General features: G+C 73.4%; 27 protein-coding genes and 1 other RNA gene. 18 read left to right on the top strand and 10 right to left on the bottom strand.

The features are described from left to right. Positions 1 to 5 precede the first annotated feature (5 nt). The 5 genes from ACI795_RS03310 to ACI795_RS03330 all read right to left on the bottom strand — a co-directional run bounded on the left by ACI795_RS03310 (position 6) and on the right by ACI795_RS03330 (position 3,690). Entirely contained in the window at positions 6 to 995 is a 990-nt protein-coding gene (locus tag ACI795_RS03310; RefSeq protein WP_457073792.1) for an ImmA/IrrE family metallo-endopeptidase, read from the bottom strand. After that, on the bottom strand, positions 992 to 1,477 hold the full coding sequence (locus ACI795_RS03315; protein WP_457073793.1) for a hypothetical protein: 486 nt from the start codon (positions 1,475 to 1,477) through the stop codon (positions 992 to 994). Before ACI795_RS03315 ends, ACI795_RS03310 begins: the two co-directional genes overlap by 4 nt. Before the next feature lie 50 nt (positions 1,478 to 1,527). Further along, positions 1,528 to 2,433: a hypothetical protein gene (locus ACI795_RS03320; RefSeq protein ID WP_457073794.1), complete on the bottom strand. Its 906-nt coding sequence runs from the start codon at positions 2,431 to 2,433 to the stop codon at positions 1,528 to 1,530. A 622-nt stretch (positions 2,434 to 3,055) separates the two neighbouring features. After that, on the bottom strand, positions 3,056 to 3,466 hold the full coding sequence (locus ACI795_RS03325; protein WP_457073795.1) for a hypothetical protein: 411 nt from the start codon (positions 3,464 to 3,466) through the stop codon (positions 3,056 to 3,058). Continuing rightward, complete coding sequence (locus ACI795_RS03330; RefSeq protein ID WP_457073796.1) at positions 3,445 to 3,690, bottom strand: hypothetical protein; 246 nt, start codon at positions 3,688 to 3,690, stop codon at positions 3,445 to 3,447. The genes ACI795_RS03325 and ACI795_RS03330 overlap by 22 nt, the downstream gene beginning before the upstream one ends. Positions 3,691 to 3,829: 139 nt before the next feature. Between ACI795_RS03330 and ACI795_RS03335 the strand changes: the two genes are divergently transcribed. Further along, a complete protein-coding gene (locus tag ACI795_RS03335) occupies positions 3,830 to 5,242 on the top strand; it encodes a M1 family metallopeptidase (protein WP_457073797.1) in 1,413 nt (470 codons plus the stop codon). A 118-nt stretch (positions 5,243 to 5,360) separates the two neighbouring features. After that, entirely contained in the window at positions 5,361 to 5,642 is a 282-nt protein-coding gene (locus ACI795_RS03340) for a hypothetical protein (RefSeq protein WP_457073798.1), read from the top strand. Positions 5,643 to 5,646: 4 nt separating this feature from the next. Here the strand turns inward: ACI795_RS03340 and ACI795_RS03345 are convergent, their stop codons facing one another. Both ACI795_RS03345 and ACI795_RS03350 read right to left on the bottom strand, forming a co-directional pair. Beyond that, complete coding sequence (locus ACI795_RS03345) at positions 5,647 to 6,300, bottom strand: response regulator (RefSeq protein WP_457073799.1); 654 nt, start codon at positions 6,298 to 6,300, stop codon at positions 5,647 to 5,649. Next, positions 6,288 to 7,529 carry a sensor histidine kinase gene (locus tag ACI795_RS03350; RefSeq protein ID WP_457073800.1) on the bottom strand — a complete coding sequence of 414 codons (1,242 nt, stop codon included), beginning with the start codon at positions 7,527 to 7,529 and terminating at the stop codon, positions 6,288 to 6,290. The genes ACI795_RS03345 and ACI795_RS03350 overlap by 13 nt, the downstream gene beginning before the upstream one ends. A 152-nt stretch (positions 7,530 to 7,681) precedes the next feature. On the opposite strand from ACI795_RS03350, the gene ACI795_RS03355 reads away from it, so the two are divergent. Genes ACI795_RS03355 through ACI795_RS03365 form a run of 3 tightly spaced genes read left to right on the top strand, consistent with a single transcriptional unit; the run spans position 7,682 to position 11,184 of the window. Further along, on the top strand, positions 7,682 to 7,906 hold the full coding sequence (locus ACI795_RS03355) for a hypothetical protein (protein ID WP_457073801.1): 225 nt from the start codon (positions 7,682 to 7,684) through the stop codon (positions 7,904 to 7,906). Next, on the top strand, positions 7,903 to 8,667 hold the full coding sequence (locus ACI795_RS03360; protein ID WP_457073802.1) for an ABC transporter ATP-binding protein: 765 nt from the start codon (positions 7,903 to 7,905) through the stop codon (positions 8,665 to 8,667). The genes ACI795_RS03355 and ACI795_RS03360 overlap by 4 nt, the downstream gene beginning before the upstream one ends. A 3-nt stretch (positions 8,668 to 8,670) precedes the next feature. Then, positions 8,671 to 11,184 (top strand): FtsX-like permease family protein, encoded by a 2,514-nt coding sequence (locus ACI795_RS03365; protein ID WP_457073803.1) that lies wholly within the window; start codon positions 8,671 to 8,673, stop codon positions 11,182 to 11,184. 27 nt (positions 11,185 to 11,211) lie between these two features. Here ACI795_RS03365 and ACI795_RS03370 read toward each other — a convergent pair whose 3' ends face one another. Further along, complete coding sequence (locus ACI795_RS03370; RefSeq protein ID WP_457073804.1) at positions 11,212 to 11,442, bottom strand: hypothetical protein; 231 nt, start codon at positions 11,440 to 11,442, stop codon at positions 11,212 to 11,214. Positions 11,443 to 11,695: 253 nt separating this feature from the next. Further along, complete coding sequence (locus ACI795_RS03375) at positions 11,696 to 11,932, bottom strand: hypothetical protein (RefSeq protein ID WP_457073805.1); 237 nt, start codon at positions 11,930 to 11,932, stop codon at positions 11,696 to 11,698. Positions 11,933 to 12,117: 185 nt separating this feature from the next. Here ACI795_RS03375 and ACI795_RS03380 point away from each other — a divergent pair, with 185 nt between their 5' ends. Continuing rightward, positions 12,118 to 13,890: a putative bifunctional diguanylate cyclase/phosphodiesterase gene (locus ACI795_RS03380; RefSeq protein ID WP_457073806.1), complete on the top strand. Its 1,773-nt coding sequence runs from the start codon at positions 12,118 to 12,120 to the stop codon at positions 13,888 to 13,890. A gap of 10 nt (positions 13,891 to 13,900) precedes the next feature. On the opposite strand, the gene ACI795_RS03385 is transcribed toward ACI795_RS03380, so the two are convergent. Then, positions 13,901 to 14,191, bottom strand: a complete 291-nt coding sequence (locus ACI795_RS03385; protein ID WP_457073807.1) for a DUF6343 family protein — start codon at positions 14,189 to 14,191, stop codon at positions 13,901 to 13,903. Positions 14,192 to 14,237: 46 nt separating this feature from the next. Here ACI795_RS03385 and prfB point away from each other — a divergent pair, with 46 nt between their 5' ends. The 12 genes from prfB (at position 14,238) to ACI795_RS03445 (ending at position 24,928) form a co-directional block, all read left to right on the top strand. Beyond that, positions 14,238 to 15,347, top strand: coding sequence for a peptide chain release factor 2 (prfB, locus tag ACI795_RS03390; protein WP_457073808.1), 1,110 nt, complete (start codon positions 14,238 to 14,240; stop codon positions 15,345 to 15,347). A gap of 205 nt (positions 15,348 to 15,552) precedes the next feature. After that, positions 15,553 to 16,242 carry a cell division ATP-binding protein FtsE gene (ftsE, locus tag ACI795_RS03395; RefSeq protein WP_457066163.1) on the top strand — a complete coding sequence of 230 codons (690 nt, stop codon included), beginning with the start codon at positions 15,553 to 15,555 and terminating at the stop codon, positions 16,240 to 16,242. A gap of 36 nt (positions 16,243 to 16,278) precedes the next feature. After that, positions 16,279 to 17,163: a permease-like cell division protein FtsX gene (ftsX, locus tag ACI795_RS03400; RefSeq protein WP_457073809.1), complete on the top strand. Its 885-nt coding sequence runs from the start codon at positions 16,279 to 16,281 to the stop codon at positions 17,161 to 17,163. Positions 17,164 to 17,247: 84 nt separating this feature from the next. Beyond that, positions 17,248 to 17,724 carry an SsrA-binding protein SmpB gene (gene smpB, locus ACI795_RS03405; RefSeq protein ID WP_457066169.1) on the top strand — a complete coding sequence of 159 codons (477 nt, stop codon included), beginning with the start codon at positions 17,248 to 17,250 and terminating at the stop codon, positions 17,722 to 17,724. Further along, entirely contained in the window at positions 17,721 to 18,644 is a 924-nt protein-coding gene (locus ACI795_RS03410; protein ID WP_457073810.1) for an NADP-dependent oxidoreductase, read from the top strand. Before smpB ends, ACI795_RS03410 begins: the two co-directional genes overlap by 4 nt. Before the next feature lie 37 nt (positions 18,645 to 18,681). Continuing rightward, entirely contained in the window at positions 18,682 to 19,677 is a 996-nt protein-coding gene (locus ACI795_RS03415) for a GNAT family N-acetyltransferase (RefSeq protein ID WP_457073811.1), read from the top strand. A 20-nt stretch (positions 19,678 to 19,697) separates the two neighbouring features. After that, the gene (locus tag ACI795_RS03420; RefSeq protein WP_457073812.1) at positions 19,698 to 20,573 is read left to right on the top strand and encodes a hypothetical protein; all 876 of its coding nucleotides are present in this window, start codon (positions 19,698 to 19,700) and stop codon (positions 20,571 to 20,573) included. A gap of 261 nt (positions 20,574 to 20,834) precedes the next feature. Then, complete coding sequence (corA, locus tag ACI795_RS03425) at positions 20,835 to 22,001, top strand: magnesium/cobalt transporter CorA (RefSeq protein ID WP_457073813.1); 1,167 nt, start codon at positions 20,835 to 20,837, stop codon at positions 21,999 to 22,001. Between the two features lies 1 nt (position 22,002). Beyond that, a complete protein-coding gene (locus ACI795_RS03430) occupies positions 22,003 to 22,548 on the top strand; it encodes a GNAT family N-acetyltransferase (protein WP_457073814.1) in 546 nt (181 codons plus the stop codon). A gap of 67 nt (positions 22,549 to 22,615) precedes the next feature. After that, positions 22,616 to 22,991, top strand: a transfer-messenger RNA (tmRNA) gene (ssrA, locus tag ACI795_RS03435). 219 nt (positions 22,992 to 23,210) lie between these two features. Further along, positions 23,211 to 24,809 (top strand): sodium-dependent transporter, encoded by a 1,599-nt coding sequence (locus ACI795_RS03440; protein WP_457073815.1) that lies wholly within the window; start codon positions 23,211 to 23,213, stop codon positions 24,807 to 24,809. After that, positions 24,806 to 24,928 carry a methionine/alanine import family NSS transporter small subunit gene (locus tag ACI795_RS03445; RefSeq protein ID WP_457073816.1) on the top strand — a complete coding sequence of 41 codons (123 nt, stop codon included), beginning with the start codon at positions 24,806 to 24,808 and terminating at the stop codon, positions 24,926 to 24,928. The genes ACI795_RS03440 and ACI795_RS03445 overlap by 4 nt, the downstream gene beginning before the upstream one ends. Positions 24,929 to 24,984: the final 56 nt, after the last annotated feature.

Raw genomic sequence — 24,984 nt, forward strand, 5'->3', positions numbered from 1 at the left:
GGGGCTTAGGTCGGGTCCGGACGCCAGCCGCGGGTGCGCGCTAGTACGTACTCGTCGAAACGTGGGTGATTCACCAAGTCGCTGAGGTCCGGGCGGAGCCGGTAGGCGTGCCGGATTCGTGCCGCCAGGACATCCCTCGGCTCGCCCTTCGCCGCCCCGTTGGCGTTTGCTGCGACGGCGGTGATCCGTCGCCACAAGCCGCCGCTCGGGTCCTCGCCGGGTGCGATGTCGAGGAGGATGTCCTGGAGGGCGGTTCGCCAGTCCGAGGAGCCCGGAGGGACCTGGATGGAGTCAACGGAGCGCCCCCACCAGACGGTCCACCCGTGGTGGTGCGCTAGGCCGGCCTCGTCGAACTTGCGGTCCAACTCCCGCGCATCGACGCGGCCACCGTTGCTCAGCCCGGGGTTCCTCGTACTGGGTGAGGTGTACCAGCTGTGTACCCGGGTGCCGGCGTAGTTGAGCAGAGCGAACACGTACCCGGGCGGCAGAAGACTGCTGAGGGACCTGATGCCTGCGAAGCCGGAGACCTCTGCCTGCTCCAGGCTCTTGAGCATCTGGGGCACCGACTGAGAAGCCAGCTCGGCCACGAACCGGGCCGGGACCAGGATGCGGGACGCGAAGGCGTCAGCTTCCCTTTCGCCAGGGTGGGCGGGAGTGGCAGCAGGGTCGTCCTCGTCCGTCTCCTCCGCGAGACAGCTGATCGTCCCTGCATGCCACGCGAGCATGATGTGTCCGAGTTCGTGGCCCAGTGTGAACCGCGTCCGAGGGTCAGCCCTTCGCTCGTTAAGAACGAGCAGCGGTCTGGCCCGCTCGCCGCGAAGGCCATACATGACGGCGTCGCAGTCGAGCGAGGGGCCGAAGTCGCGTGCGCGGATATCGGCGTGAGCGGCTACGAGCGCTCGAACGTTGACCGGCGGACGTAGGTCGAGTTGCTCAACCAGGAGGTCCGCCAGGGTGTTCGCGGCCTCGATCTTCGGAGCAGAAGCCGAGGTCAACGCTCGCCGTCGGAAGCTGGCGGCTCTTCGTCGATGAGCCCCTCCGCCTTGAGCATCTGCCAAAGGCGGCGGACATCGTCCGCGTTACCCCGAGCGGCCAACGCGTAGTCCCTCTGACTGCCCTCGTGGAGGACCTCGCTGAACGGGCGTCCCTCAAGGCGCGCTGCGACGACGAGGCGAAGGTTCGCGGCGTTACTTCGGACAGCGTCGGCCTCATCCGGGTTCAGGTACCGATCGGGCTCCCCGATCACGGCACGTACCAACTCCGGGTAGCTCAGCCACCCCAGCGTCGCCGCGGACACTGGATCGACGGCGACGAGCGCCTCGCGTTCGGCCGGACCGGGCAACGTGCCATCGCCCCGCGCCGCGTCGTCGAGTAGCTCATGCGCTCGCTGTTCGAGATCGCGGTCACCCGTGAGGCCGGCATAAACCAGCAGCTCAGCCGCGTCATGAGTCGCGATCGCCGCTTGTTCTCTGTTCATGCCGTCACCTCCCTAGGCCGCATCATGGCCTATTACACCTTCCGATGGTGTCATGACGAGTCTCGGGTCACTCGATCAGGAGCGAAGGCTGACTCGAACGTGCCGTCTCCGCCGACGAGCTGCGCGGGGTCCTGCGTCGTGTCAACGATGCCCCAACCGGCTACCAGGCCGGTGGCGAGAGCAGCGGTCAGCGCCGCCTGCGGGACGCCCTCCTTCTTACGAATCAGATCTGGATCAACGAAGCGGCCCTCTGGCTGGATGGCTCGCTTCATAGCGCGGGCCACGCAGACGTCGACGGGGCACTCAGTCATGAGGATGTAAACGGTGCGGCCCTGATCGACCAGCTTCCGGACGACACCTGGTAGGTAGGTGTCGCTGCCGACTACGTCCACGATGACGGCGCCACTGCGCCCGCACACCTGGTCCTGTAGACCCCCGGCCGGGGGGTACCCGGGACTCCCGTACGTCAGCACCTCGGTCTCGCCCTGGACGACGCCTGAACCGAGGCCCCTCGCGTACTCGGGCAAAGACCCCCGCACCTCGTCGGCATCGCTCACCGGAAGAGCCGAGGAGTAGCCGGCGTGAGTCAGCGCGATAGGGCGGAGCCCGCTGGTCTTGCCGGAGCCGGGCAGCCCGATGGTCAGGTAGACCGCGTCACCTGCGGTACCGGCTCCTGGTGGCACGCGCCCCAGCAGGCTATCCAGCACCTCGCCGTGCAGGGAAGACCGCTCTGGCACCCACTTGGTGTCTTCTCGGTACAGCCCATAGGTCGTGATCTTGCCGAGCGTCCCGTTCGCGTACGCCAGCAGCAAGTCTCGGCGCAGTGCGGGCCTGGTGCGGAAGAACGAGCGCTGCGGCTCTACCTGCTGCGTCCACCATGTCTTGCCGTAGTTCTCGACCTCTTGCTCACGCTCGGCGAACCGGCGGCGCAGCTCCGCGTCGTCCGTCCCTGTCACCCCCAGCCCGCTCCCAACAACCGCTGCGACGGTACGTGAGTCGATCGCCTCGATCGGTTGGTCCCTCAGGCCGGGACACGACCGGCTGCCCGCGCACCCGGTGCAACGGTCTGCGCGGGCTCAGCCTGGGGTCTCACGCCGGCCCAGCGGTCGGTCACCGCTCCTGATGAGCTGACAGGGATCGCAGCAGCTCAGCGGGGTCCCGTTCAGTCGCCTTCCAGTGCATCCACAGCACCATCTCGTTCACCACTAGGACGTTGGCGAGCGCCGTGATCAGTCGTCCTGCGTCGGCGCGTCACCGAGCATGGCCCGAAGCAGCGTTTCGTCGACAGCGCCGCTTCCACCCGCTCTGGATCGAACGGCCGTGATCAGCCCGATTCCGGCCTGGATGCGCTGTCCCAAGTCGTCAGTCCCCGCCATGTGTGAAGCCTGTCACGAAGACGCACTCGATGCTCTGCGGCGGAGCCCCCGCGGCGAGAGGACGAAGCCCGCCGCGGGGGCTCTGTCAGGTGACCGGCGCCGGGAACGGACCGGCGGGGACGATCACCCGGGAGGGACGTGCACCGGTCGCTCCGGCCGGCCAAGGAGGCAGCCCGGCCGGGGAGTAGGCGCATGCCCCAGCTCAGCGGTGCCGGAACGCCTCGCGGATACCCCGGGACCCGCCGTCCCGGTAGTCGACGGTGCGGTCGGAGCGCAGCAGCGCCGCTGCCTCCCCGTCGTCCATCCCGCGGTACTGGTCGACCAGCCGGTAGGCGTCGGCGTTGATCACCGCAGCGGCCACGGCCCGACGCACGGACGGCGGCACGTCCCGGAGCACCCGCGGGTCGACACCCGAGGCGGTGAAGGTCGGCAACGACGGCTCACCGGCCGAGGTGGCAGCCGACCGGACGGGCACCGGGGCGGGCGCCCGCAGTGCTTCGTGCGCCCGCACGTCGGCGACCGTCACTCGACCGCCGCTCCCGGTGCCGATCACCGCGCCCAGGGCCACGCCGCCGGCGCGGCGGCGGCGGGTCAGCCGGCGATGCGGGTGCACTCCGGGCAGCGGTCGGTGCCGGCAGAGGCGAGCCAGTCCTGGTCGGCGACGGCGGAGACCAGCACGCCGCAGACCGACTGGTCCAGGCCGTCCACGACGGGGCGGGCGACGGCGTGGGTCTCCGTGCTGCTGCTGCGCGGGTCGTGCGCCACCGAGGCCACGTGGGTGCCGAACAGGCCGGTGGCGGTGAGGGGGGCGCCGGTCAGGGAGAGGCTCGCCGTCATGGCGATGAGCCTGCCGGACGAACATGACGATCTGACTGCGACCGGACGTTGATCCCGCGATGGTCCGTCACAGCGATCCCGGCTCCGACGCACCGGTGGACCGGTGACAGAGCGGTCGGCGCGCGCCTAGATTGCGCCCATGAGACGCCCCCTCGCCGCGGTCGCGCTCGCGCTCACCGTGCCGCTGGTCGCCGCCACCCCGGCCCTCGCCGCGCCCTACGCCGCCGGCAGCACCCAGGGCGGCGACCCGTACTTCCCGCAGGCGGGCAACGGCGGCTACGACGTCGGCCACTACACCCTGGGCCTGAAGTACGACCCGGCGTCCGGGCGGCTCGACGGCACCGCCGCGATCACCCTCACGGCCACCGCCGACCTGTCCAGCTTCAGCCTGGACCTGCGCGGCCTCACCGTCGCCACCGTCGTCGTCGACCGGAAGAAGGCCGCCTTCACCCAGGTGCCCCCGCCGGCCGACGGCCGCGGCGGGGAGCTGGTCATCACCCCGAAGCAGAAGCTCAAGGCCGGCACCACCCACCTGGTCACCGTCGTCTACGGCGGCGTGCCCGGGCAGCCGACCGACGTCGAGGGCGCCAACTACGGCTGGACGAGCTTCCCCGACGGCGCCCTGGTCGCCAACGAGCCCGAGGGCGCCTCGACCTGGTACCCGGTGAACGACGTCCCCACCGACAAGGCCACCTACGACTTCGCCATCGTCGTGCCGCAGGGCAAGACGGCGATCGCCAACGGGGAGCTGGTCGGCAGACCGTTCACCGTGCGCGGCTGGACGACGTACCTGTGGCGGGCGGAGGACCCGATGGCCAGCTACCTGACCACGGCCTCCATCGGCGACTACGACATGACCACCCAGACCGGCCCGCACGGCCTGCCGATCCTCAACTTCCTGGAGCAGGACCTCACCGACTCCCGCCGGGCCACCTCCGAGGCGAGCATCGCGCTGCAGCCGGAGATGATCAGCTTCTTCGAGGGCGTCTTCGGCCCGTACCCGTTCAGCTCCTTCGGCGCCATCGTCGACGACGACACCGTCGGCTACGCCCTGGAGACCCAGACCCGGCCGGTCTACTCCCGGGTGGCCACGGAGAGCACCGTCGCCCACGAGCTCGCCCACCAGTGGGTCGGCAACAGCGTCACCCCAGCGACCTGGCGGGACATCTGGCTCAACGAGGGCTTCGCCACCTACGCGCAGTGGCTGTGGAGCGACTCCCGCGGCCAGCGCACCCTCGACCAGCAGTTCGACGACGTCATGTCCATCCCGGCCGACGACGAGTTCTGGGCCACCCCGCCCGGCGACCCGGGCGCCGCCACGCTCTTCGCCGAGGCCACCTACGACCGCGGCGCCGCCGCCCTGCACGCCCTGCGGGGAGAGATCGGCGACCCGGCGTTCACCACGCTGCTCACGCGGTGGACGACGGAGAACGCCGGCCGCAACGTGGCCACCGCCGACCTCGTCGCGCTGGCCGAGGAGGTCAGCGGGCAGCAGCTGGACGCCTTCTTCGACACCTGGATCGCCACGCCGGAGAAGCCGACCGACTGGTGACCGACGGCGGGACGGGGCCGGCCGCGGCCTGACACGGGTCAGCGGACGCCGGCCGGGGTAGGAGCGGCGGCAGCCCGAGCCGCGCCGAGCCCGCCACCGCCTCCCGGGAGGTCCACTCATGACCCGCTCCACCCGCATCTCCACGCGCGACGGCCACCCGCTGGTCAACCAGAACGACACCGACCGGAGGACCAGCGTCGAGCGGCTGACCGACGCCCAGGACGAGGCCGCTGACGCGTCCGCCGAGGACAACGGCGAGGCGAACGCCCCCACCGCGCGAGGCCTCTTCCAGGAGCACAGCTGGCTGGTCCCGGTGACCGCCGTCCTCGCCATCTTCGCGGCGTTCGGGCTGATGATCGCCCTCACCGCGCTGGCCGGGGGGTCGGTCAGCTTCGGCTGAGCGGTCAGCGGCGGACGGCGTCCAGGTAGCGCAGCACCGCGCTGACCCGCCGGTCGGCGGCGTCGGTGGGCGGCAGGTCGAGCTTGGCGAAGATGCTGCGGATGTGCTTGTGCACCGCCCCGTCGGTGACGACCAGCCGTCCGGCGATCGCCGTGTTGCCCAGCCCCTCGGCCATCAGCGCCAGCACCTCCCGCTCGCGCGCGCTGAGCCGGTCCAGCCCGGCGTCCGGCCGGGACCGGGTGAGCAGCTGGGCCACCACCTCCGGGTCGATCGCCGTCCCGCCCCCGGCCACCCGGTGCAGCGCGCCGAGGAACTCCTCCACCCGGCCCACCCGCTCCTTGAGCAGGTAGCCCAGCCGCCGCGCACCGCCGGCCAGCAGCTCGGTGGCGAAGGCCTGCTCCACGTAGGCCGACAGCACGAGCACCGCCAGCGCCGGCTGCCGGCGCCGCGCCTCGACCGCGGCCCGCACCCCCTCGTCGGTGTGCGTCGGCGGCATCCGGACGTCGACGATCGCGACGTCGGGCCGGTGCTCGTCGACCGCGGCCAGGAACCCCTCCGGCTCGGCCGCGGTGGCCACCACGTCCAGGGACTCCGCCCGCAGCAGCAGCGCCAGCCCCTCCCGCAGCAGGGCGTCGTCCTCGGCGATCACGATCCGCACGGCAGCTCCACCTCCAGCGTCGTCGGCCCGCCCGGCGGGCTGTCCAGCGCGAACACCCCGTCGTGCGCCTCCACCCGCCGGCGCACCCCGGCCAGCCCCGAGCCCGCACCCTCGACGGCGCCGCCGTGCCCGTCGTCGGTGACCGCCAGCGCCAGCCGGTCCCCGTGCCGGCGCACGGTCACCCGCACCGCCGTGGCGCCGCTGTGCCGGGCCACGTTGGTCAGCGCCTCGGCCACCACGAACCACGCGGTCGACTCCACCGACGCCGGGCAGCGACCTGGGGCGTCGACGTCGACCGTGCACGGCACCGGGCTGGACGCCGCCAGCCCGCTCAGCGCCCCGGCGAGCCCGCGGTCGACCAGCACCGGCGGCAGGATGCCCCGCGCCACCGACCGCAGCTCGGCCAGCGCCTGCTCGGCCGCGTCCTGCGCGCGCTCCAGCAGCTCCTCGGCCGCGGTCGGGTCCCGGTCCAGCGACCGCCGCGCCGCGCCCAGCAGCACGGTGACCGCGACCAGCCGGTTCTGCGTGCCGTCGTGCAGCGACCGCTCGATCCGCCGCAGCTCCGCCAGGTGCGCGTCCAGCGCCGCGGCCCGGGTGGCGGTCAGCTCGGCCACCCGCAGCGACAGGTCGGTGCCCGGCGGCGGACCGAGCAGCCGGCCCGCCACGCGTGCCTGGAACCGTGCCATCAGCGGCGTCAGCCCGACCGTCAGCGCCGCGAACCCCAGCCCCAGCAGCGACACCGCCACCACGTCGGCCCAGCCGGACACCGGCCACCACCAGGGCGACCCGAACTCCTCCGGTGCCAGCGCCCGCCAGTACAGCGGGTAGGTCAGGTCGCGGACGGCGTACACCGGCAGCGTGATCCCGACCAGGTCGTAGAGCAGGCCGAGCGTGCCGTGCCCCGCCACCCAGACCAGCTCCCGGCGGACGGCGGGATCAGCGAGCGCCCGCCAGGACGACGGTGCCGGCCCGGGGCCGAGCACGTCCGGGCCCCACCGGCTCAGCCGGGCCCGCTCCCGCTCGGCCAGCCGGCGCACGGCCCGCAGCGCGGCCGGGGCGAGGAGCACGCCCACCCCGACCAGCGACAGCACGGCCACCACGCCCAGCCAGAGCAGCAGGCAGAACGCCAGCAGCGCCGTCCCCAGGCCGCCGCCCAGCTGCTCGAGCGCCGCGAGCACCGCCCGGCCCCCCGCCCAGCGGGTGCGGGCGGACGACGACGGGTGCGGCACGGCCCAGACGCTAGGGCCGCCGGTGCGCCCGCGTCACGCGACCGGACGGAGGAGTACAGCTGGCGCTACCTCGAAAGGCCAGCTCAGGGGATCGAAGGCGGGGTGCTCCCGGACGAACCTCGACGGGGACACCGCATCCCCTGGAGGACCCCGTGCCCGATCCCCACCGCATCGACGGCCACCCGCAGTCCCCGCCGGCCCGCCGCACCGACGCCCACCCCGTGCGCACGCTGCTGTGGGTGCTGCTCGCGCTGAGCGTCGCCGGGAACAGCCTGGCCTCGCTCGGCGTCCTGCCGCTGGCGCTCAACATCGCCTTCGGCCTGGTCACCGCGGCCTGCGTCGCCGCGCTCGTCGTCGACCACCTCCGCCGGCGATGAGCGCCGCGCTGACCGCGCCCGGTGACCGGCGCGCGGACGCAGCCGAGCCGGCCGTGGTCCTCCGCTCGGTGAGCAAGGTCCACCCGGGCGGCGTCCGCGCCCTGGACGACGTCTCCCTCAGCGTGCGGCGCGGCACCTTCCTCGCCGTCATGGGCCCCTCCGGCTCCGGCAAGAGCACGCTGCTGCACTGCGCCGCCGGGCTGGACACGCCCACCGGCGGCGAGGTGCTGCTGGCCGGGGAGGAGATCGGCCGGCTGTCCGAGACCCGCCGCACCGAGCTGCGCCGGGACCGGATCGGCTTCGTCTTCCAGTCCTACAACCTGCTGCCGGCGCTGACCGTCGCCGACAACGTCACCCTCCCGCTGCGGCTGGCCGGCGCGCCCCTGGACCACGACTGGGTGCAGCACCTGCTGGACCGGGTCGGGCTCGGCGGGCACCTGGACCGCCGGCCGGCCGAGCTCTCCGGCGGCCAGCAGCAGCGGGCCGCGATCGCCCGGGCCCTGGTCGCCCGGCCCGCCGTCGTCTTCGCCGACGAGCCCACCGGTGCGCTCGACCGGACCAGCGCCGCCGGCGTCCTCGGGCTGCTGCGCGAGCTGGTCGACGAGCTGCAGCAGGCCGTCGTGATGGTCACCCACGACCCGGCCGCCGCCGCCGAGGCCGACCGCACCGTGGTCATGGCCGACGGCCGGATCGTCGACACCCTGGACTGGCCGACCGCCTCGGCCCTGGCCGCGCGCCTGGTCGCGCTCGGGGAGGGCTGAACCGTGCTGGGCCTGGCCACCGCGATGGCCCGCCGCCGGCTGGCCGCCCTCGTCGCGGTCTTCTGCGCGGTCCTCGGCGGCGCCGCGATCGTCACCGGCACCGGCGTGCTGATGGAGTCCGGGCTGCGCTCGGAGCTGCCCGCCGGCCGGCTCGCCGGGGCCGACGTCCTCGTCGCCGCCGACCAGACCGTCTCGGTGCCCGAGGACCTGCCGATCGCGCTCCCCGAGCGCGCCCCGCTGCCCGACGGCCTGGCCGGCCGGCTCGGCGACCTGCCCGGGGTCACCTCCGTCACCACCGACGTCAGCTTCCCGGCCGCGCTGCTGGCCGGCGACGGCGCCGTCGTCGGGGCCCCCGACCCGGCGCAGGGCGGGCACGGCTGGTCCTCGGTCGGCCTGCTGCCCGGGGCCGAGGTCACCGGCGCCGCCCCCGACGGGCCCGGTGAGGTGGCGCTCGGCGCCGACCTCGCCGACGCCGCCGGGCTCGCCCCCGGCGACTCGGCCCGGGTCGTCGTCGACGGCGGCCGCCCGGTCGACGTCCGGGTCACCGCCGTGGTGCACCCCGGCGGCGCCGGGGTGCTGCTCCCCGACGACGCCGCCGCGATGCTGCGGGACGACGGTCCTCGGGCCGGCACCGTGGACCTGATCGGCCTGCGGGTCGAGCCCGGCACCGCCGACGACGTCGCCGCAGCCGCCCGCCGGCTGGTGGGACCGCAGGGCTTCGAGGTGGCCACCGGTGACGCCCGCGGCGAGCTGGTGCTGCCCGAGGCCGCCGCCGGCCGGTCACTGCTGGTCGTGCTCGCCGGCTCGCTGGCCGGGGTGCCGCTGCTGGTCGTCGGGTTCATCGTCGCGGGTGCGTTGAGCGTGGGCATCGCCGGCCAGCGCCGGGAGCTGGCGCTGCTGCGCGCGGTCGGCACCACTCCCCGGCAGGTGCGGCGGCTGGTGGCCACGCAGGCGTCGCTGGTCGGTGCGGCCGCCGCCGTCCCCGGGCTGGCGTTGGGCTTCGTGCTGGCCGGCCAGCTCCGCCGGCTGCTGGTGCACCTGGGCATGCTGCCCGCCGAGCTGCCGCTGACGGTCTCCCCGCTGCCCGCGCTGGCGGCGCTGCTGCTGGTGCTGGCCGTCGTCCAGGTCGCCGCCCGGTCGGCCGCCTGGCGGGTCTCCCGGGAGCCGGTGACCACCGCGCTGGGGGAGTCGCGCACCGGGCCGAGGACGCCCTCGCGCACCCGCACCGTCGCCGGGCTGGCGCTGCTGGCGGCCGCCGTCGTGCTGTCGGTGGCCCCGCTGCTGTCCCGCTCGGTGCTGGGTGCGGCAGGTGCCTCGCTGGCCGGCCTGGTCGCCGCGATCGGGCTGGCGCTGGCCGGGCCGGCGCTGCTGCGCGCGGTCACCGGGCGGCTGGCCCGGGCGCTGCCCGCCGGCACGTCCGCGCCGAGCTGGCTGGCGGTGGCGAACCTGCACGGCTACGCGCTGCGCTCGGCCGGGGCGATCACCACGCTGGCGATGGCGGTGGTCTTCACGCTGACCTACGCGTTCTCCCAGACCACGGTGAGCGGTGCCGCCGAGCAGGACGCCGAGGCCGGCACGCTCGCCGACACCGCCGTCGCCGCACCGGGCCTGGGCGGGGTGCCGGGCGACGTCGCCGCTGCCGTGGCGGCCACGCCGGGGGTCGAGGCCGCCGCGCCGGTCAGCGCCACCACCGTCCTGCTGGGCACCCGGCTGCTCGGTGAGGTGACCGTCGAGGCCGAGCAGGCGCTCGTGCTCACCCCGGACGCCGCCGGGGTGCTCGACCTGGGCGTGCGGGACGGCGACCTGGCCGACCTCACCGGCGCCACGGTCGCCGTCGCCCGCGGGGTCGCCGACGTGGGGGAGGAGCTGCCGTTGACGCTGGGTGACGGCACCGACGTCGAGCCCCGGGTGGTCGCCGTCTACGACCGCGACCTCGGGTTCGGCGGGCTCGCGGTGTCCGCGGACCTGGTCGCCGGGCACCGCACCACCGACCTGGCCGACCAGGTGCTGGTGCGCACCGACGGCAGCCCGGCGACCGCGGACCGGCTCGCGGCGCTGGCCGGCGAGCGCGCCGGTGTCGTCGTGGACGACGCGGCAGCCGGGACCGAGCAGGGCGTGCCGCCGGAGGTCTGGCTGAACATCGCCGTCATCGGGGTGCTGCTGGGGTACGTGCTGCTGGGCATCGCCAACGCGCTGGTCGCCGCCACCGCCCAGCGCCGCGACGAGCTGGCCGCGCTCCGGCTGACCGGCACCACCCCGGCGCAGGTGCGGTCGATGATGCGCCGGGAGGCCGGGCTGGTCGCGTTCGCTGCCGTCGCGGCGGGCGTGCTGGTGTCGGCCGTCCCGCTGGCGCTGCTCGGCATCGGCTTCCTCGGCCACCCCTGGCCGGCCGGGCCGTGGTGGCTGCTGCCGGTGACCGCCGCCGTCGTCGCCGCGGTCGCGTTCGCGGCCACCGAGGTGCCGACCCGGCTGGCGCTGCGGAGCGGCCCCGCCGAGACGCTGGCCCGGGCGACCTGACCCCGCCGCGCGGTTGCGCCAGGAAGGCTACTGGCCGAGGTCGCGGTTCTGGCTGTGCTCGCTGAGCTGCGGCGCCTCCGGGTCGGGGCGCGGGCGCGGTGGCCCGGCCGTGGCGTGCGCCCAGCACAGCCGGCACAGCTGCGTGGACTCGGGCTCCATGGAGGGCTGGCCCCCCAGCGCACGCACCTCCACCCACCCGACGGCGGCTTCCGCGGGGGACTGGGCCCCGCACTGGTCACAGCGGTACAGCACGGTCATCGTGGTGCCTCCAGGACGAGGAACGCCGGTGGTCCTCGGGAGCGGCGCGGGCGCGTCGGGGGTGGTTCAGGCGGTGGGCAGCAGCTCGGCCAGCTCGGCCTCGAACCACGCGTCGTCGAGGTCCTCGACCTCGTGCAGTTCGAGCTCGGCGAGCAGGGCGCGGGCAGCGGCGAGGTCCATGCCCCGACCCTGCGAGACCGACCGCACGGGCGCGTCCAGCGATCCGCAAGGAAGCCGCAATCCACCGCCGGGATCAGCCGCCGCGGTCGACCTCCGCGCGGACGACGCCCAGCAGCGCCGTCCGGAGGGCCGGGTCGGTGTGCTCGCCCCGGTCCAGTGCCTCCTGCGCGGGCCCGGGCAGGAGGCCGACCGCCACGTCGTCCAGCCAGACGGTGTCCCCGCCCACCGCACGGCCCAGCCGGAGCACGTCGCCGTCGCGGTGCACCTGGTACTCCTCGCCGCCGAGCTCGATCGTCGTCGATCCACTCATGCCCCAGCCCCTACCCGGCGCCGGGAACCGGCTACACGCGACAGGGCCGCCCGGGCGCGTCGTCCCTCACTCTTTGCGGGCGTGTCGCCACGACGTGCTTCATGCTCGGAACGGTGCCGCCGATGGAGTCGGTGACACCGGGACCGCGTCCGCGGCCCCCGACGACCCGCAGCCCGGAGGTGCACGTGCTCCCAGCGAACAGGGTCTCGCTCCTCCCCGCCGACGTGCGCGAGCGCCGGCACGACCACCACCTCGAGGCCGGTCTGCTCGCCGGCGTGCTCGACGCCCTGCCCTCGCCGACGGTGCTCATCGACACCGACGGCACCATCCTGCTGGCCAACTCCGGCTGGACCGAGGCCGCCGACGTGCTCGGTGTGGAGGAGCTGCGCGTCGGCGTCGGCGGCAACTACTTCGCCCTCATCCTCAGCCTCGGCGACGACGCGCCGAACCGGCAGCGGATCGCCGGGCTGATCGCGTTGTCGGAGGGCCGCCGGGCCACCGTCTCCTCCGACTACGCGCTGGTCACCCCCGACGGCGTGCGCTGGTACCACCTGCAGGCCGCCCGCGCCGACCAGGCCGGCCGGGTCGTGGTCACCCACACCGACGTCACCTCCCGGGTCCGCGCCGAGCGGGACTCCGCCTGGCAGGCCCGCCACGACCACCTCACCGAGCTGCCCAACCGTGCCCACCTGCACGAGCTGATCACCACCGAGCTGGCCCGGCCCGACCGCGGCCCGGTCACCGTGCTCTTCCTCGACGTCGACGGGTTCAAGGACGTCAACGACACCCTTGGCCACGAGGTCGGCGACCACCTGCTGCGGCAGCTGTCCGCCCGGCTCACCGGGCGCACCCGGGCGCAGGACACCGTCGGTCGCCTGGGGGGCGACGAGTTCGTCGTGCTCTGCCGGGACTGCGACGTCGACGGCGCGCTGGCCCTCGCCGAGCGCTTCCGGCGCAGCTTCGACGAGCCCTTCGAGCTGGCGGGGGAGCGGATCACCGGGCTGAGCGTCAGCATCGGCATCGCCACCGCGGGCGCGGAGGAGGTGCGCTCCACCGACCTGGTCCGCGACGCCGACCTGGCCATGTACGCGGCCAAGGCCGGTGGCCGGGACCGGATCCGGGTCTTCACCCCCGAGCTGCGCTCGGCGGTGCAGCAGCGGGTGCTGGTCGCCGGCGAGCTGCGGGAGGCGATCGGCGCCGGGCAGCTGGTGCTGCACTACCAGCCCGTGCTGCACCTGCCCAGCGGCGACGTCCTCGGCGTCGAGGCACTGGTCCGCTGGCAGCATCCCGAACGCGGGCTGCTCATGCCCGGGGACTTCATCCCCGCCGCCGAGCAGAACGGCGTCGTCGTGCCGCTGACCCAGTGGGTGCTGGCCGAGGCGACCCGCCAGGCGATGGCCTGGGACCGGCTCGGCCTGCCGCTGGTCACCGGGGTCAACATCAGCGCCGCGCACTTCGCCACCGGCACGCTCATCGCCGACGTCGCCGACGCCCTCACCGCCGCCGGCCTGCCGCCGGAGCGGCTCCTGCTGGAGCTCACCGAGACCAGCGTCGCCGAGGACCCGCTGCGCGCCGCCGCGCAGTTCGCCCAGCTGCGGATCTCCGGCGTCGAGGTCTCCATCGACGACTTCGGCAGCGGGTTCTCCTCGCTGAGCCAACTGGTCTCGATCCCCGCCGGGGTGCTGAAGCTCGACCGCAGCCTGGTCGCCGGCACCCGGGCGCGACGCAGCGAGTCGGCCGCGGCGATCGCCGCCGTCGTCGGTCTCGCCTCGGCCTGCGGCATGCGCAGCCTGGCCGAGGGCGTGGAGACCGCGGACCAGCTCGCGCTGGTCACCGAGCTCGGCTGCACCTACGCCCAGGGCTTCCACATCGGCCACCCGATGCCCGCCGACGAGCTCACCGCGTGGCTGCGCCGGCGGGTGGCCGGCCGCCGGGCCGAGCAGCCGCAGCGCGGCTGAGCGGCGCGGCTCAGCCCGGCTCGCCCCGCAGCTTCCGGCGCGCCACCACGACCAGGTCCACCAGGGCCACGGCCGCCAGCACGAACAGCACGATCGGGAAGGCCACCGGCACGTCGTCGATGTTCAGCATCAGGATGCCGAAGGCCGTGCAGACCACCAGCCCGAAGGCGGCCAGCACCAGCCGCAGCGTCAGTGCGCTCTGGGCCGGGGCGGCCCCGCCGACGCCGGCCGTCGGGTCGTGGTGGTCGGGCAGGCCCTGCTCGTAGTCGGTGCGGGTGCGGTCTCTGCGTGGCTCGCTCATGCCCGTCGGAGGTACCCAGGCGCCGGGCGCACTACCCTGGATCGACGTGGCCGCTGACTTCTCCGTCGTCCTGGACGAACTGAACACGACCCTCGAGTCGATCGAGGCCGTGCTGCGCGTCGACGACCTCCGCAAGCAGGTCGCCGAACTGGAGGAACAGGCCGCGGCACCGGACCTGTGGAACGACGTCGAGGCGGCGCAGGCGCTGACCTCCAAGCTCTCCTACCTGCAGGGCGACCTGCGCCGGGTCGAGGAGCTGCGCAGCCGCCTGGACGACGTCGGGGTGCTGCACGAGATGGCCGCGGAGGAGGACGACCCCGCCACCACCGCCGAGGCGGAGCGCGAGCTGACCAGCATCCGCACCGCCATCGAGGAGCTGGAGGTGCGCACCCTGCTGTCCGGCGAGTACGACGCCCGTGAGGCGCTGGTGACCATCCGGTCCGAGGCCGGGGGCGTGGACGCCGCCGACTTCGCCGAGATGCTGCTGCGCATGTACCTGCGCTGGGCGGAGCGGCACAAGTACCCGACCGAGGTCTACGACGTCTCCTACGCCGAGGAGGCCGGCATCAAGTCGGCGACCTTCGCGGTCAAGCAGCCCTACGCCTACGGCACCCTCTCGGTGGAGCAGGGCACCCACCGGCTGGTGCGCATCTCGCCCTTCGACAACCAGGGCCGCCGGCAGACCTCCTTCGCCGGGGTCGAGGTGCTGCCCGTCGTCGAGCAGACCGACCACGTCGACATCCCGGAGAACGAGATCCGGGTCGACGTCTTCCGCTCCTCCGGCCCCGGTGGGCAGAGCGTGAACACCACCGACTCCGCCGTCCGGATGACCCACATCCCCACCGGCATCGTCGTCTCCTGCCAGAACGAGAAGTCCCAGATCCAGAACCGGGCCGCCGCGCTGCGGGTGCTGCAGGCCCGGCTGCTCGTCGTCCGGCAGCAGGAGCAGCGGGCCGAGATGGACGCGCTGAAGGGGGAGGGGAGCAGCTGGGGCAACCAGATGCGCTCCTACGTGCTGCACCCGTACCAGATGGTCAAGGACCTGCGGACCGAGGTGGAGACCGGGAACCCGGCGTCCGTGCTGGACGGCGACATCGACGCGTTCATCGAGGCCGGCATCCGCTGGCGGCGGCGGCAGGACGCCGAGGTCTCCTGAGGCGGGCCCCGTCGCCGGCGCATCCCGCCGGTCGACGGGGGAGAGAACGGCCACACGACGGCGCGGGTACCCCGGGTGGACGCCGACGCTCCGTCACGGGGGCGCGGGGGTCGGCGGCCCGCTCGTGACGCTGCGCGCACACAGGTTCGGGGCGCGCCGTGCGGAGCGGTCGTGCCCGGGCTCAGGACAGGTACCGTGGCGCCTCGTGATCGAATTGCAACACGTCACCAAGATCTACCCGACCAGCCCCCGGCCGGCCCTGGATGACGTCTCGATGCAGATCGACAAGGGCGAGTTCGTCTTCCTGATCGGCTCCTCGGGTTCGGGCAAGTCCACCTTCCTGCGGCTGCTGCTGAAGGAGGACAGCCCGACCAAGGGCGTCATCAAGGTCAACGACAAGAACCTGAACACCATGAGCAAGTGGCAGGTGCCCAAGCTCCGCCGCACGATGGGCTGCGTCTTCCAGGACTTCCGGCTGCTGCGCAACAAGACGGTCGCCGAGAACGTGGCCTTCGCCCTCGAGGTGATCAACAAGCCGCAGCGCACCATCAAGCGGGTCGTGCCCGAGGTGCTGGAGATGGTCGGCCTGGACGGCAAGGAGAACCGGCTGCCCAACGAGCTCTCCGGTGGTGAGCAGCAGCGGGTGGCGATCGCCCGCGCGTTCGTGAACCGGCCGCTGGTGCTGCTGGCCGACGAGCCCACCGGGAACCTGGACCCGGAGACCAGCCAGGACATCATGCTGCTGCTGGAGCGGATCAACCGCACCGGCACCACGGTGGTCATGGCCACGCACGACTACCACATCGTCGACTCCATGCGGCGGCGCGTGATCGAGCTGAACGACGGGATCCTGTCCCGCGACCAGTCTCGCGGCGTCTACGGCGTGGGCCGCTGAGCCGGCCGTGCAGCTGAACGACACGACAGGGAACTGATGCGCGTCAACTTCGTCCTCTCCGAGGTGGCCGCCGGGCTGCGCCGGAACCTCACCATGACGGTCGCGATGATCCTGACCACGGGCATCTCGCTCGGGCTCATGGGCACCGGCCTGCTGATCGCCAACATGATCGGCGACATGCGCGAGATCTACTACGACAAGGTGCAGGTCTCGATCTACCTCACCGACGACGTCACCGAGGAGCAGCGCAACTCGATCGCGGCGACCCTCGAGAACTCGCCGGAGGTGCGCACCTACATCTACGAGTCGAAGGCCGAGGCCTACGAGCGGTTCACCCAGCAGTTCCAGGAGCAGCCGGCGCTGATCGCCAACACGCCCGAGGACGCGCTGCCGGAGAGCTTCCGGGTGGAGCTGGTCAACCCCGAGCGGTACCAGGTCATCGCCGAGCAGTTCCCGGTCGGGCAGAACGGCGTCGAGGACGTCCGCGACGAGGGCGACTTCCTCGACCGGTTGTTCAGCCTGCTCAACGGGGCACGGAACGCCACGATCGCGGTGGCGGTGGTCCAGGCGCTGGCGGCGCTGCTGCTGATCTCGAACACGATCCAGCTGGCCGCGTTCAACCGGCGCAACGAGACCAACATCATGCGGTTGGTCGGCGCCTCGCGCTGGTACACGCAGCTGCCGTTCATCCTGGAGGCGGCGCTCGCCGGCCTGATCGGCGCGGGGCTGGCGATCGGTGGGCTGGTGCTGACGAAGATCCTCTTCGTCGACAAGACGCTGGCCGGCCCGATCAAGGCCGGGATCATCCCGCCGGTCGACTGGTCGGCGATCGCCGCGATCTCGCCGATCATCGCCGCGGCCGGCGTCGGCCTGGCCGCGATCGCCGCCTACGTCACCCTGCGGTTGTACGTCCGGCTGTAGCACCCCGTCGACCGATCACGGCGCCGCGACCCCTCGGGGCCGCGGCGCCGTGATCGTTTGCGGGGCCTTCGTAGACTGGTGGGCATGCCGCGGGAACAGGGGCGCAAGCTCATCGCCCAGAACAAGAAGGCGCGGCACGACTACTCGATCCTCGACACCTACGAAGTGGGCCTGGTGCTCACCGGCACCGAGGTGAAGAGCCTGCGGGCCGGCCGTGCCTCGCTCGTCGACGGGTTCGCCTCCGTCGACGACGGCGAGGTGTGGCTGCAGCACGTGCACATCCCGGAGTACACCGAGGGCACGTGGACCAACCACACCCCGCGCCGCAAGCGGAAGATCCTCATGCACCGCGCCGAGATCGAGAAGCTGATCGGCAAGACCAAGGAGGGCGGGCTCACGCTCGTCCCGCTGGACCTGTACTTCAAGGACGGCAAGGTCAAGGCCACCCTCGCGCTGGCGAAGGGCAAGAAGTCCTACGACAAGCGGCAGGACCTCGCCGAGCGCGACTCGCGCCGGGAGATGGAACGGGCCTTCGGGCGCTACGTGAAGGGACGTCGGTGAGAGGCATCGCGTACGACCGCTTCGGGGACCTCGACGTGCTGCAGCTGCGCGACGACCTGCCCGAGCCGCCGGTGGGGCCGGACACCGTGCTGGTGCGGACCCATGCTGCCGGGGTCAACCCGGTCGACATCGGCATCCGCGCCGGCGGTCTGGCCGGCTTCTTCCCGCACCACTTCCCGATCGTCCCCGGCTGGGACCTGGCCGGGACGGTCGAGGCCGTCGGCCCGGCGATCGTGGACTTCGCGCCCGGTGACGAGGTGTTCGGTTACCTGCGCCGCGACGAGGTGCAGTGGGGGACGGCGGCCGAGCTGGTGCCCGCGCCGCAGCGGTGCCTGGCGCACAAGCCGGCCTCCCTCTCCTTCGCCGAGGCCGGCGCCCTGCCGCTGGCCGGGTTGACCGCCTACCAGGCGCTCACCGAGGCGCTGGCCGTGGGTGAGGGCGACCGGGTGCTGGTCCACCGGGCCGCCGGTGGCGTGGGCTTCTTCGCCGTGCAGATCGCCGTCGCCCTCGGCGCCCACGTGATCGGCACCGCCAGCCCGCGCAACCACGGCTTCCTCACCGACGCCGGCGCCGCCGAGGTGCTCGACTACTCCGCCGGCCCGATCAGCGAGCAGCTGTCCGAGCCGGTCGACGCCGTCCTGGACCTCAACGGCGGGGACGCCCTCGCCGACGCGCCGAAGCAGGTGCGGGACGTGTCCCGGATCGCCAGCGTCGTCGACCCCGCGGTCAACGAGATGGGCGGCCGGTACGTCTTCGTCCGCCCCGAGCGGCACGACCTGGAGGAGCTCGCGCGGATGGCCGACGCCGGTCAGCTGCGGGTGTCGATCGCCAAGGCGTTCCCGCTGGAGCAGACCGCGCAGGCCCAGGAACTGGTGGCCGGCGGTCACGTGCGCGGCAAGGTCGTCGTCACCCTCCGCTGACCACACCGACGCCGACCACCGGCTAGCGTCGTCGCCCGTGCCCGACCTCTCCCTCCCCGCCGGACTGACCGCCCGCCCGATCCACCCGGACGACGTCGGCGCCGTGGCGGCGCTGCTCAGCGCCGCCGAGGAGGTGGACGACACCGGCGTGCACGAGTCGCCGGAGGACCTCACCGGCGCCTGGGTCAACGAGCTGGTCGACCTCGAGCACGAGACCCGGCTGGTGACCACGGCGGACGGCGCCGTCGTCGGGTACGCGACCGCGATCGCCCCGCCCACGTTCCGGGACGCCTACGGCGTCCACCTGCAGGGGCGGGTGCACCCGGCGTGGCGGGGGCGCGGGATCGGCCGGGCGCTGCTCGCCTGGCAGCTGGCCCGGGGGGAGCAGCTGCACGCGCAGCGGCACCCGGAGGCGCCGGCCCGGCTGACCGCGACCGTGTACACGACCATGCCCTCGCTGGAGGCGTTGCTGCGCCGGGCCGGGCTGGTGCAGGTGCGCTGGTTCTTCCACATGGAGCGCCCGCTCACCGACCTGCCGCCGCGGCGCCGCCTGGACGGGGTGGACCTGGTCCCCTTCACCTGGGACCGCGACGAGCAGGTGCGGCTGGCGCACAACGCCGCCTTCACCGAGCACTACGGTTCCAGTGAGCGCGACGTCGCCTCCTGGCGGGTGATGTTCACCGGGCAGCGGTCCTTCCGCCCGGACCTGTCGGTGCTGGCGGTCGAGGACGGCGCGGTGCTCGGCTACGCGCTGGCCTACGTCTCGGAGGCGACGGCCGCGGCCACCGGCTCCCGGGAGAGCTACTTCGGCCAGATCGGCGTGGTCCCGTCGGCCCGGGGCCGCGGGGTGTCCAAGGCGGTGATCATCGAGGCGCTGCACGTTGCGGCGGCGCGGGACTGCCGGACCGCCGGGCTGGAGGTCGACAGCGAGAACGTGACCGGTGCGCTCGGGCTCTACGAGAGCCTGGGCTTCACCACCGCCCGCACCCAGGTCTCCTGGTCCCGGCTGCTCGAGCCGGTCGCCGGCGCCTGAACCGCGTACCGTCGAGGGGGATGCGGAGCAGCCTGCGCGCCCTCGCGGCCACCGGCCTGGCGGTGGGTGCTGCCCTGGCCGCCCCCACCGCGGCCGCTGCCGCCGAACGTCCGGCGCGGGACGACGCCGTGGGCTACGACGTGTCGTACCCGCAGTGCCGGGCGGAGCTGCCCGACGACGCCGCCTTCGCCGTGGTCGGGGTCAACGGCGGCCTGGCCACCACGCCGAACCGGTGCCTGCCCGAGCAGTGGGCGTGGGCGGCCGGGGCCAGCGGCGAGGTGCCCGGCCAGCCGCCGGTGCAGTTCTACGTCAACACGGCCAACCCCGGTCAGGTGCGCGACCAGGTGACCACCTGGCCGGAGCTGGGCAGCAACCGGTACGGCGTCTGCGACGGCGGGAACAGCGCGGCCTGCTCCTACGAGTACGGCGTCGCCCGGGCCGCGGGCGACGTGCGGATCGTGCTCGCCGCCGCGCGGGAGCTCGCTGCGGAGGACGACGCCCCGGCCGAGGTCGCCGCGGTGCAGGACGTGACCGACCTGGCGGGGTACCGCTGGTGGCTGGACGTCGAGACGATGAACACCTGGCAGACCGGTGGCGCCGACGTCCGGCGGAACAACCGGGCCACGCTCGAGGGCATGACCGACCACTTCACCGCGCTCGGCGGCGAGGTCGGCCTGTACTCGACCGGGTACCAGTGGCGGCAGATCGTCGGACAGGTGCCCGAGGAGAGCAGCCTGACCGGGCTGGACAGCTGGCTGGCCGGCGCCGACGACCGCAGCGATGCCGCCCGGACGTGCCGGTCGTCCCCCCTGGTCGACGGCGGCGAGGTGACGCTCGTCCAGTACGTCGTCGGCCGGCTCGACCACGACCGGGCCTGCACCCCCGCCAGGGACTGACTCGCGACACGGGGTGTTCATCACCCGGTCGGGCGCCCGGGGGTGCACCCCCGTTCCCCGGCGTGTCACGATGGACGACGGCCCGCTGATCCATGCCGGCCGCTGGGACCCACGGGAGGTGACTGGTCGTGCGCACCGAACCCCCCAGTCACAGTCCCGAGGTCCCCACCTGCTGAACCGCCCGGTCACCGACCGACCTGGCGGCCGTGCGGCGGGGACCTCCTCGGCGTCCGCACCCCAGCAGCCCCCCGGGAGTTCGTCGTGTCCGACCGTCGTCGTGCCACCACCCGCAGCGCGCCCCGTGCCGCGCTGTCCACCCTGACCCGCCGCGCCCGCCCGCTGCTCGTCGTCCCTCCCCAGGACGCGCCGCCGCCGGCCGCGAACGGGGCCACGCCGGCACGCTTGTCGCGCATCGTCGACAACGCCGTCTACGCGGGGGGACGCCGCATCGCCACGCCCGACACGGCGGAGGAGAGCCACGAGTGGCTCACCGAGGGCTTCGAGGACCGGATGGTCTGGCTCGGGCTGTACCGGCCGGAGCCCGCCGAGCTGGGGGAGCTGGCCGAGCAGTACGGCCTGCCCGACCTCGCCGTCGAGGACGCCATCCAGGCCCACCAGCGGCCGAAGTTCGAGCGCTACGGCGACACGCTGTTCGTCGTGCTCAAGGCCGCCCGCTACCTCGACGCGACGGAGGAGGTGGAGTTCGGCGAGCTGCACCTGTTCCTGGGCAAGGACTTCGTCGTCACCGTCCGGCACAGCGAGTCGCCGGACCTGGCCCGGGTGCGGCGGCGGCTGGAGAGCACCCCGGAGCTGCTGGCCCGGGGGAGCGAGGCCGTGCTGTACGCCATCCTCGACGCGGTCGTGGACGGGTACGCCCCGGTGGTCACCGGGCTGGAGATCGACATCGACGAGATCGAGGCCGAGGTGTTCCGCGGGGACCCGCAGGTGTCCCGGCGCATCTACGAGCTCTCCCAGGAGGTCGTGGACTTCCAGCGGGCCTGCCAGCCGCTGACCGGCATCCTCGCCGCGATCACCGCCGGGTTCGAGAAGTACGGCGTCGACGAGGAGCTGCGCAGCTACCTGCGCGACGTCGCCGACCACGTCACCCAGGTCAACGAGCGGATCGAGGGGTTCCGGCTGCAGCTGCGCGACATCCTGACCGTCAACGCGACGCTCGTCGCGCAGCGGCAGAACGACGAGATCCGCGAGCTCACCGTCACCAGCATCGCGCAGGGCGAGGAGGTCAAGAAGATCTCCGCCTGGGCGGCCATCCTCTTCGCGCCCAGCCTCGTGGGCGGCGTGTACGGCATGAACTTCGAGCGGATGCCCGAGACCGAGTGGGAGTACGGCTACCCCCTGGCGCTGGTCCTGATGGTGTTGGTCAGCGCCGTGCTGTACCTGGTCTTCAAGCGCCGCGACTGGATCTGAGGTGGCGGGCCGGCTGAACGCCGCGCCGCCGGAGCGGCTGGTGGCCGACGGCGTCGTGCTGCGGGCGATGACGGTCGGGGACTGGACGCTGGAGCAGGCGCTGTCCCGCGACCCCGAGGTCATCCGGTGGACGACGCACCCGCCGCAGCTGGACGAGCCGACCGCGCGGCAGCGGATGGCGGAGGTGGCCGACCGGGCCCGCCGGCGGCTCGGCCAGCGGTACGCGGTGTGCCCCGTCGAGGGCGGGGTCGAGGGCGGGGCGGTCGGGATGGCGGCGCTCACCGTGGAGCGCTCGCCCGAGCCCTCGGTCGGGTACGCGCTGCTGCCGGCCGGGCGGGGGCGCGGGCTGGCCGTCGCGTCGGTGCGGCTGATGACCGACTGGCTGCTGTCGGTGGGCCACCCGTGCGTCCAGCTGGGGATGCTGCCGGACAACGAGGCCAGCGCCGCCGTGGCCGCCCGGGCCGGCTACCGCGACCGGGGAGTCGAGTCCGCACCGCGACCGGACGGGTCGGCGGGCCAGGTGCGCTGGTGGGAGCGCCGGGCCTGAGCCGGGCCGGGGCGGCGGGGAACACGAGCGGCCCGGCAGCCGTTACCCTGTCAGCACAACTACACAGGGGGGCGATTGGTCTCGACTGCGGTCGTTTGACCAGGGGAAGCGAGCCGAGGAAGGCAACGATGATCTCGTTAACCATCCGTTGCAAAAAACACAAGCGCCGATTCCAATCAGCGCGACTTCGCTCTCGCTGCCTGACGGCAGCTAGGCGAGTCTGTCAGCCCGGGTTCGTCATCGGCCCGGATCCTGGCATCAGCTAGATGACTCACCGCACGCACCGGTCGCGGGTGCGTGTGGGACACCACACAGCGACTGGGCCCGTCATCCCGACTCGTTCGTGAGATCGGGAGGGCCGAGCAGAGGCAGAGCGAACTGCGCTCGGAGAAGCCCTGGTGATGCGTCGCAGGACGCGGGTTCGATTCCCGCCGCCTCCACCCCCCAGCTCCACCACGGAGGGCCCGGTCGTCAGACCGGGCCCTCCGTGCGTCCGGGCCCCCCTCCTGCCCGCGACGTCGCGCCCGCGGCCCGGCGCGTGGGCGCCGCGGACCTCCGGCAGCCGAGGGGGGGCGGGTCCTGGCATCCTCTCCCCATCGGCGGGACGCCGACCGGCGCGCTCCGTGCACGCCGGCTCGGCGGACGAGGACACGGGAGGTCGGATGAGCACGGCGGGGCGGGCCACGGAGCAGGCCGAGCAGGAGCGCCGGCGCGGCGGGTTCAGCTCACGGCGGGTGTTCATCCTGGCGGCGATCGGCTCGGCGGTCGGGCTGGGCAACATCTGGCGCTTCCCCTACGTCGCCTACGAGAACGGCGGCGGCGCCTTCCTGCTGCCCTACCTGGTCGCGCTGCTCACCGCCGGCATCCCCTTCCTGCTGCTCGACTACGCGATCGGCCACCGCCACCGCGGCTCCGCGCCGCTCTCCTTCGCCCGGCTGCGCCGCGGCACCGAGGGGCTCGGCTGGTGGCAGGTGGGCATCTGCTTCGTCATCGCCGTCTACTACGCCGCGGTGATCGCGTGGGCGCTGCGCTACACCTTCTTCTCGCTCGACCAGGCGTGGGGCACCGACCCCAATGCCTTCTTCTTCGGCGAGTTCCTCCAGGCCGGTGACGTCCGGGTCACCGCCGATGTCGTGCCCGGGGTGCTCGTGCCCCTTGCGCTGGTCTGGCTGGCCGTGCTGGTGGTCATGGCGCTCGGCGTCCAACGCGGGATCGGCGTCACCTCGTTGGTCTTCATCCCGGTGCTGGTGCTCGCCTTCGTCGCCCTCGTCGTCCAGGCGCTGCTGCTGCCGGGCGCCGGGGCCGGGCTGGACGCGCTGTTCTCCCCGGACTGGTCGGCGCTCACCTCGGCCTCGGTGTGGGCCGCCGCGTTCGGCCAGATCTTCTTCTCGCTGTCGGTCGGCTTCGGCATCATGATCACGTACGCCTCCTACGTCCGCCGCCGCGAGGACATGATCGGCTCCGGCCTGGTCGTGGGCTTCTCGAACTCCGGCTTCGAGCTGCTCGCCGGCATCGGCGTGTTCGCCGCCCTGGGCTTCATGGCGCAGGCCAACGGGGTGGCGGTCGACGAGGTCGCCGAGGGTGGGATCGGCCTGGCCTTCATCGCCTTCCCGGCGATCATCAGCGAGGCCCCGGCCGGCGCGCTCCTCGGCGTCCTCTTCTTCGGGGCGCTGGTCCTCGCCGGCATCACCTCGCTGATCAGCGTCATCGAGGTGGTGATCTCCGCGGTCCGCGACAAGCTCGACACCGGCCGGCTCAGCGCGACCCTCGCGGTTGGCGTCCCCGCCGCGGTGCTGAGCCTGGTGCTCTTCAGCACGACGAGCGGCATCTACGTGCTCGACGTCGTCGACCACTTCGTCAACCAGTACGGCATCCTGGTCGTGGCGCTGGTCAGCATGCTGGTCGTCGCCTGGGTCGTCCGGGCCCTGCCCGGCCTCGGCGCGCACCTCAACGTCCACGGTCGGCCGCGGGTCGGCACCGGCTGGCGGGTGCTGGTGGGCGTCATCGCCCCGGCCGGCCTGGCCGTCGTGCTCGTCCTGTCGCTGCGGGACGACCTCACCGCGCCCTACGGGGACTACCCGACCTGGCTCCTGCTGGTCCTCGGCTGGCTGCTGGCCGTCGCGCTGCCGCTGGTCGGCTTCCTGCTCGCCCGGCTGACGTGGCGCGCCGGGACCCATCTGGACGGGCCGCCACCCGGGTCCGATCCGGCGACGCCGCTGGGCGCGACCACCACCGGGCACGACGAGGGAGGACCCCGATGAGCACCGACGCGATCGTGATGATGGTGGTGGCGATGCTCGTGATCTGGGGCGGCCTCGCCCTGGCCGTCGTCAGCCTGCTGCGCCACGGAGCCGTCGAGGACCGCGCCGAGGACGCCTGACCCCGCGGACGTCGTTTCGACGCCGGCGCACCGGGCAATCGGGGAACGTGACTGGA

Source organism: Modestobacter sp. SYSU DS0290 (genome assembly GCF_054050955.1).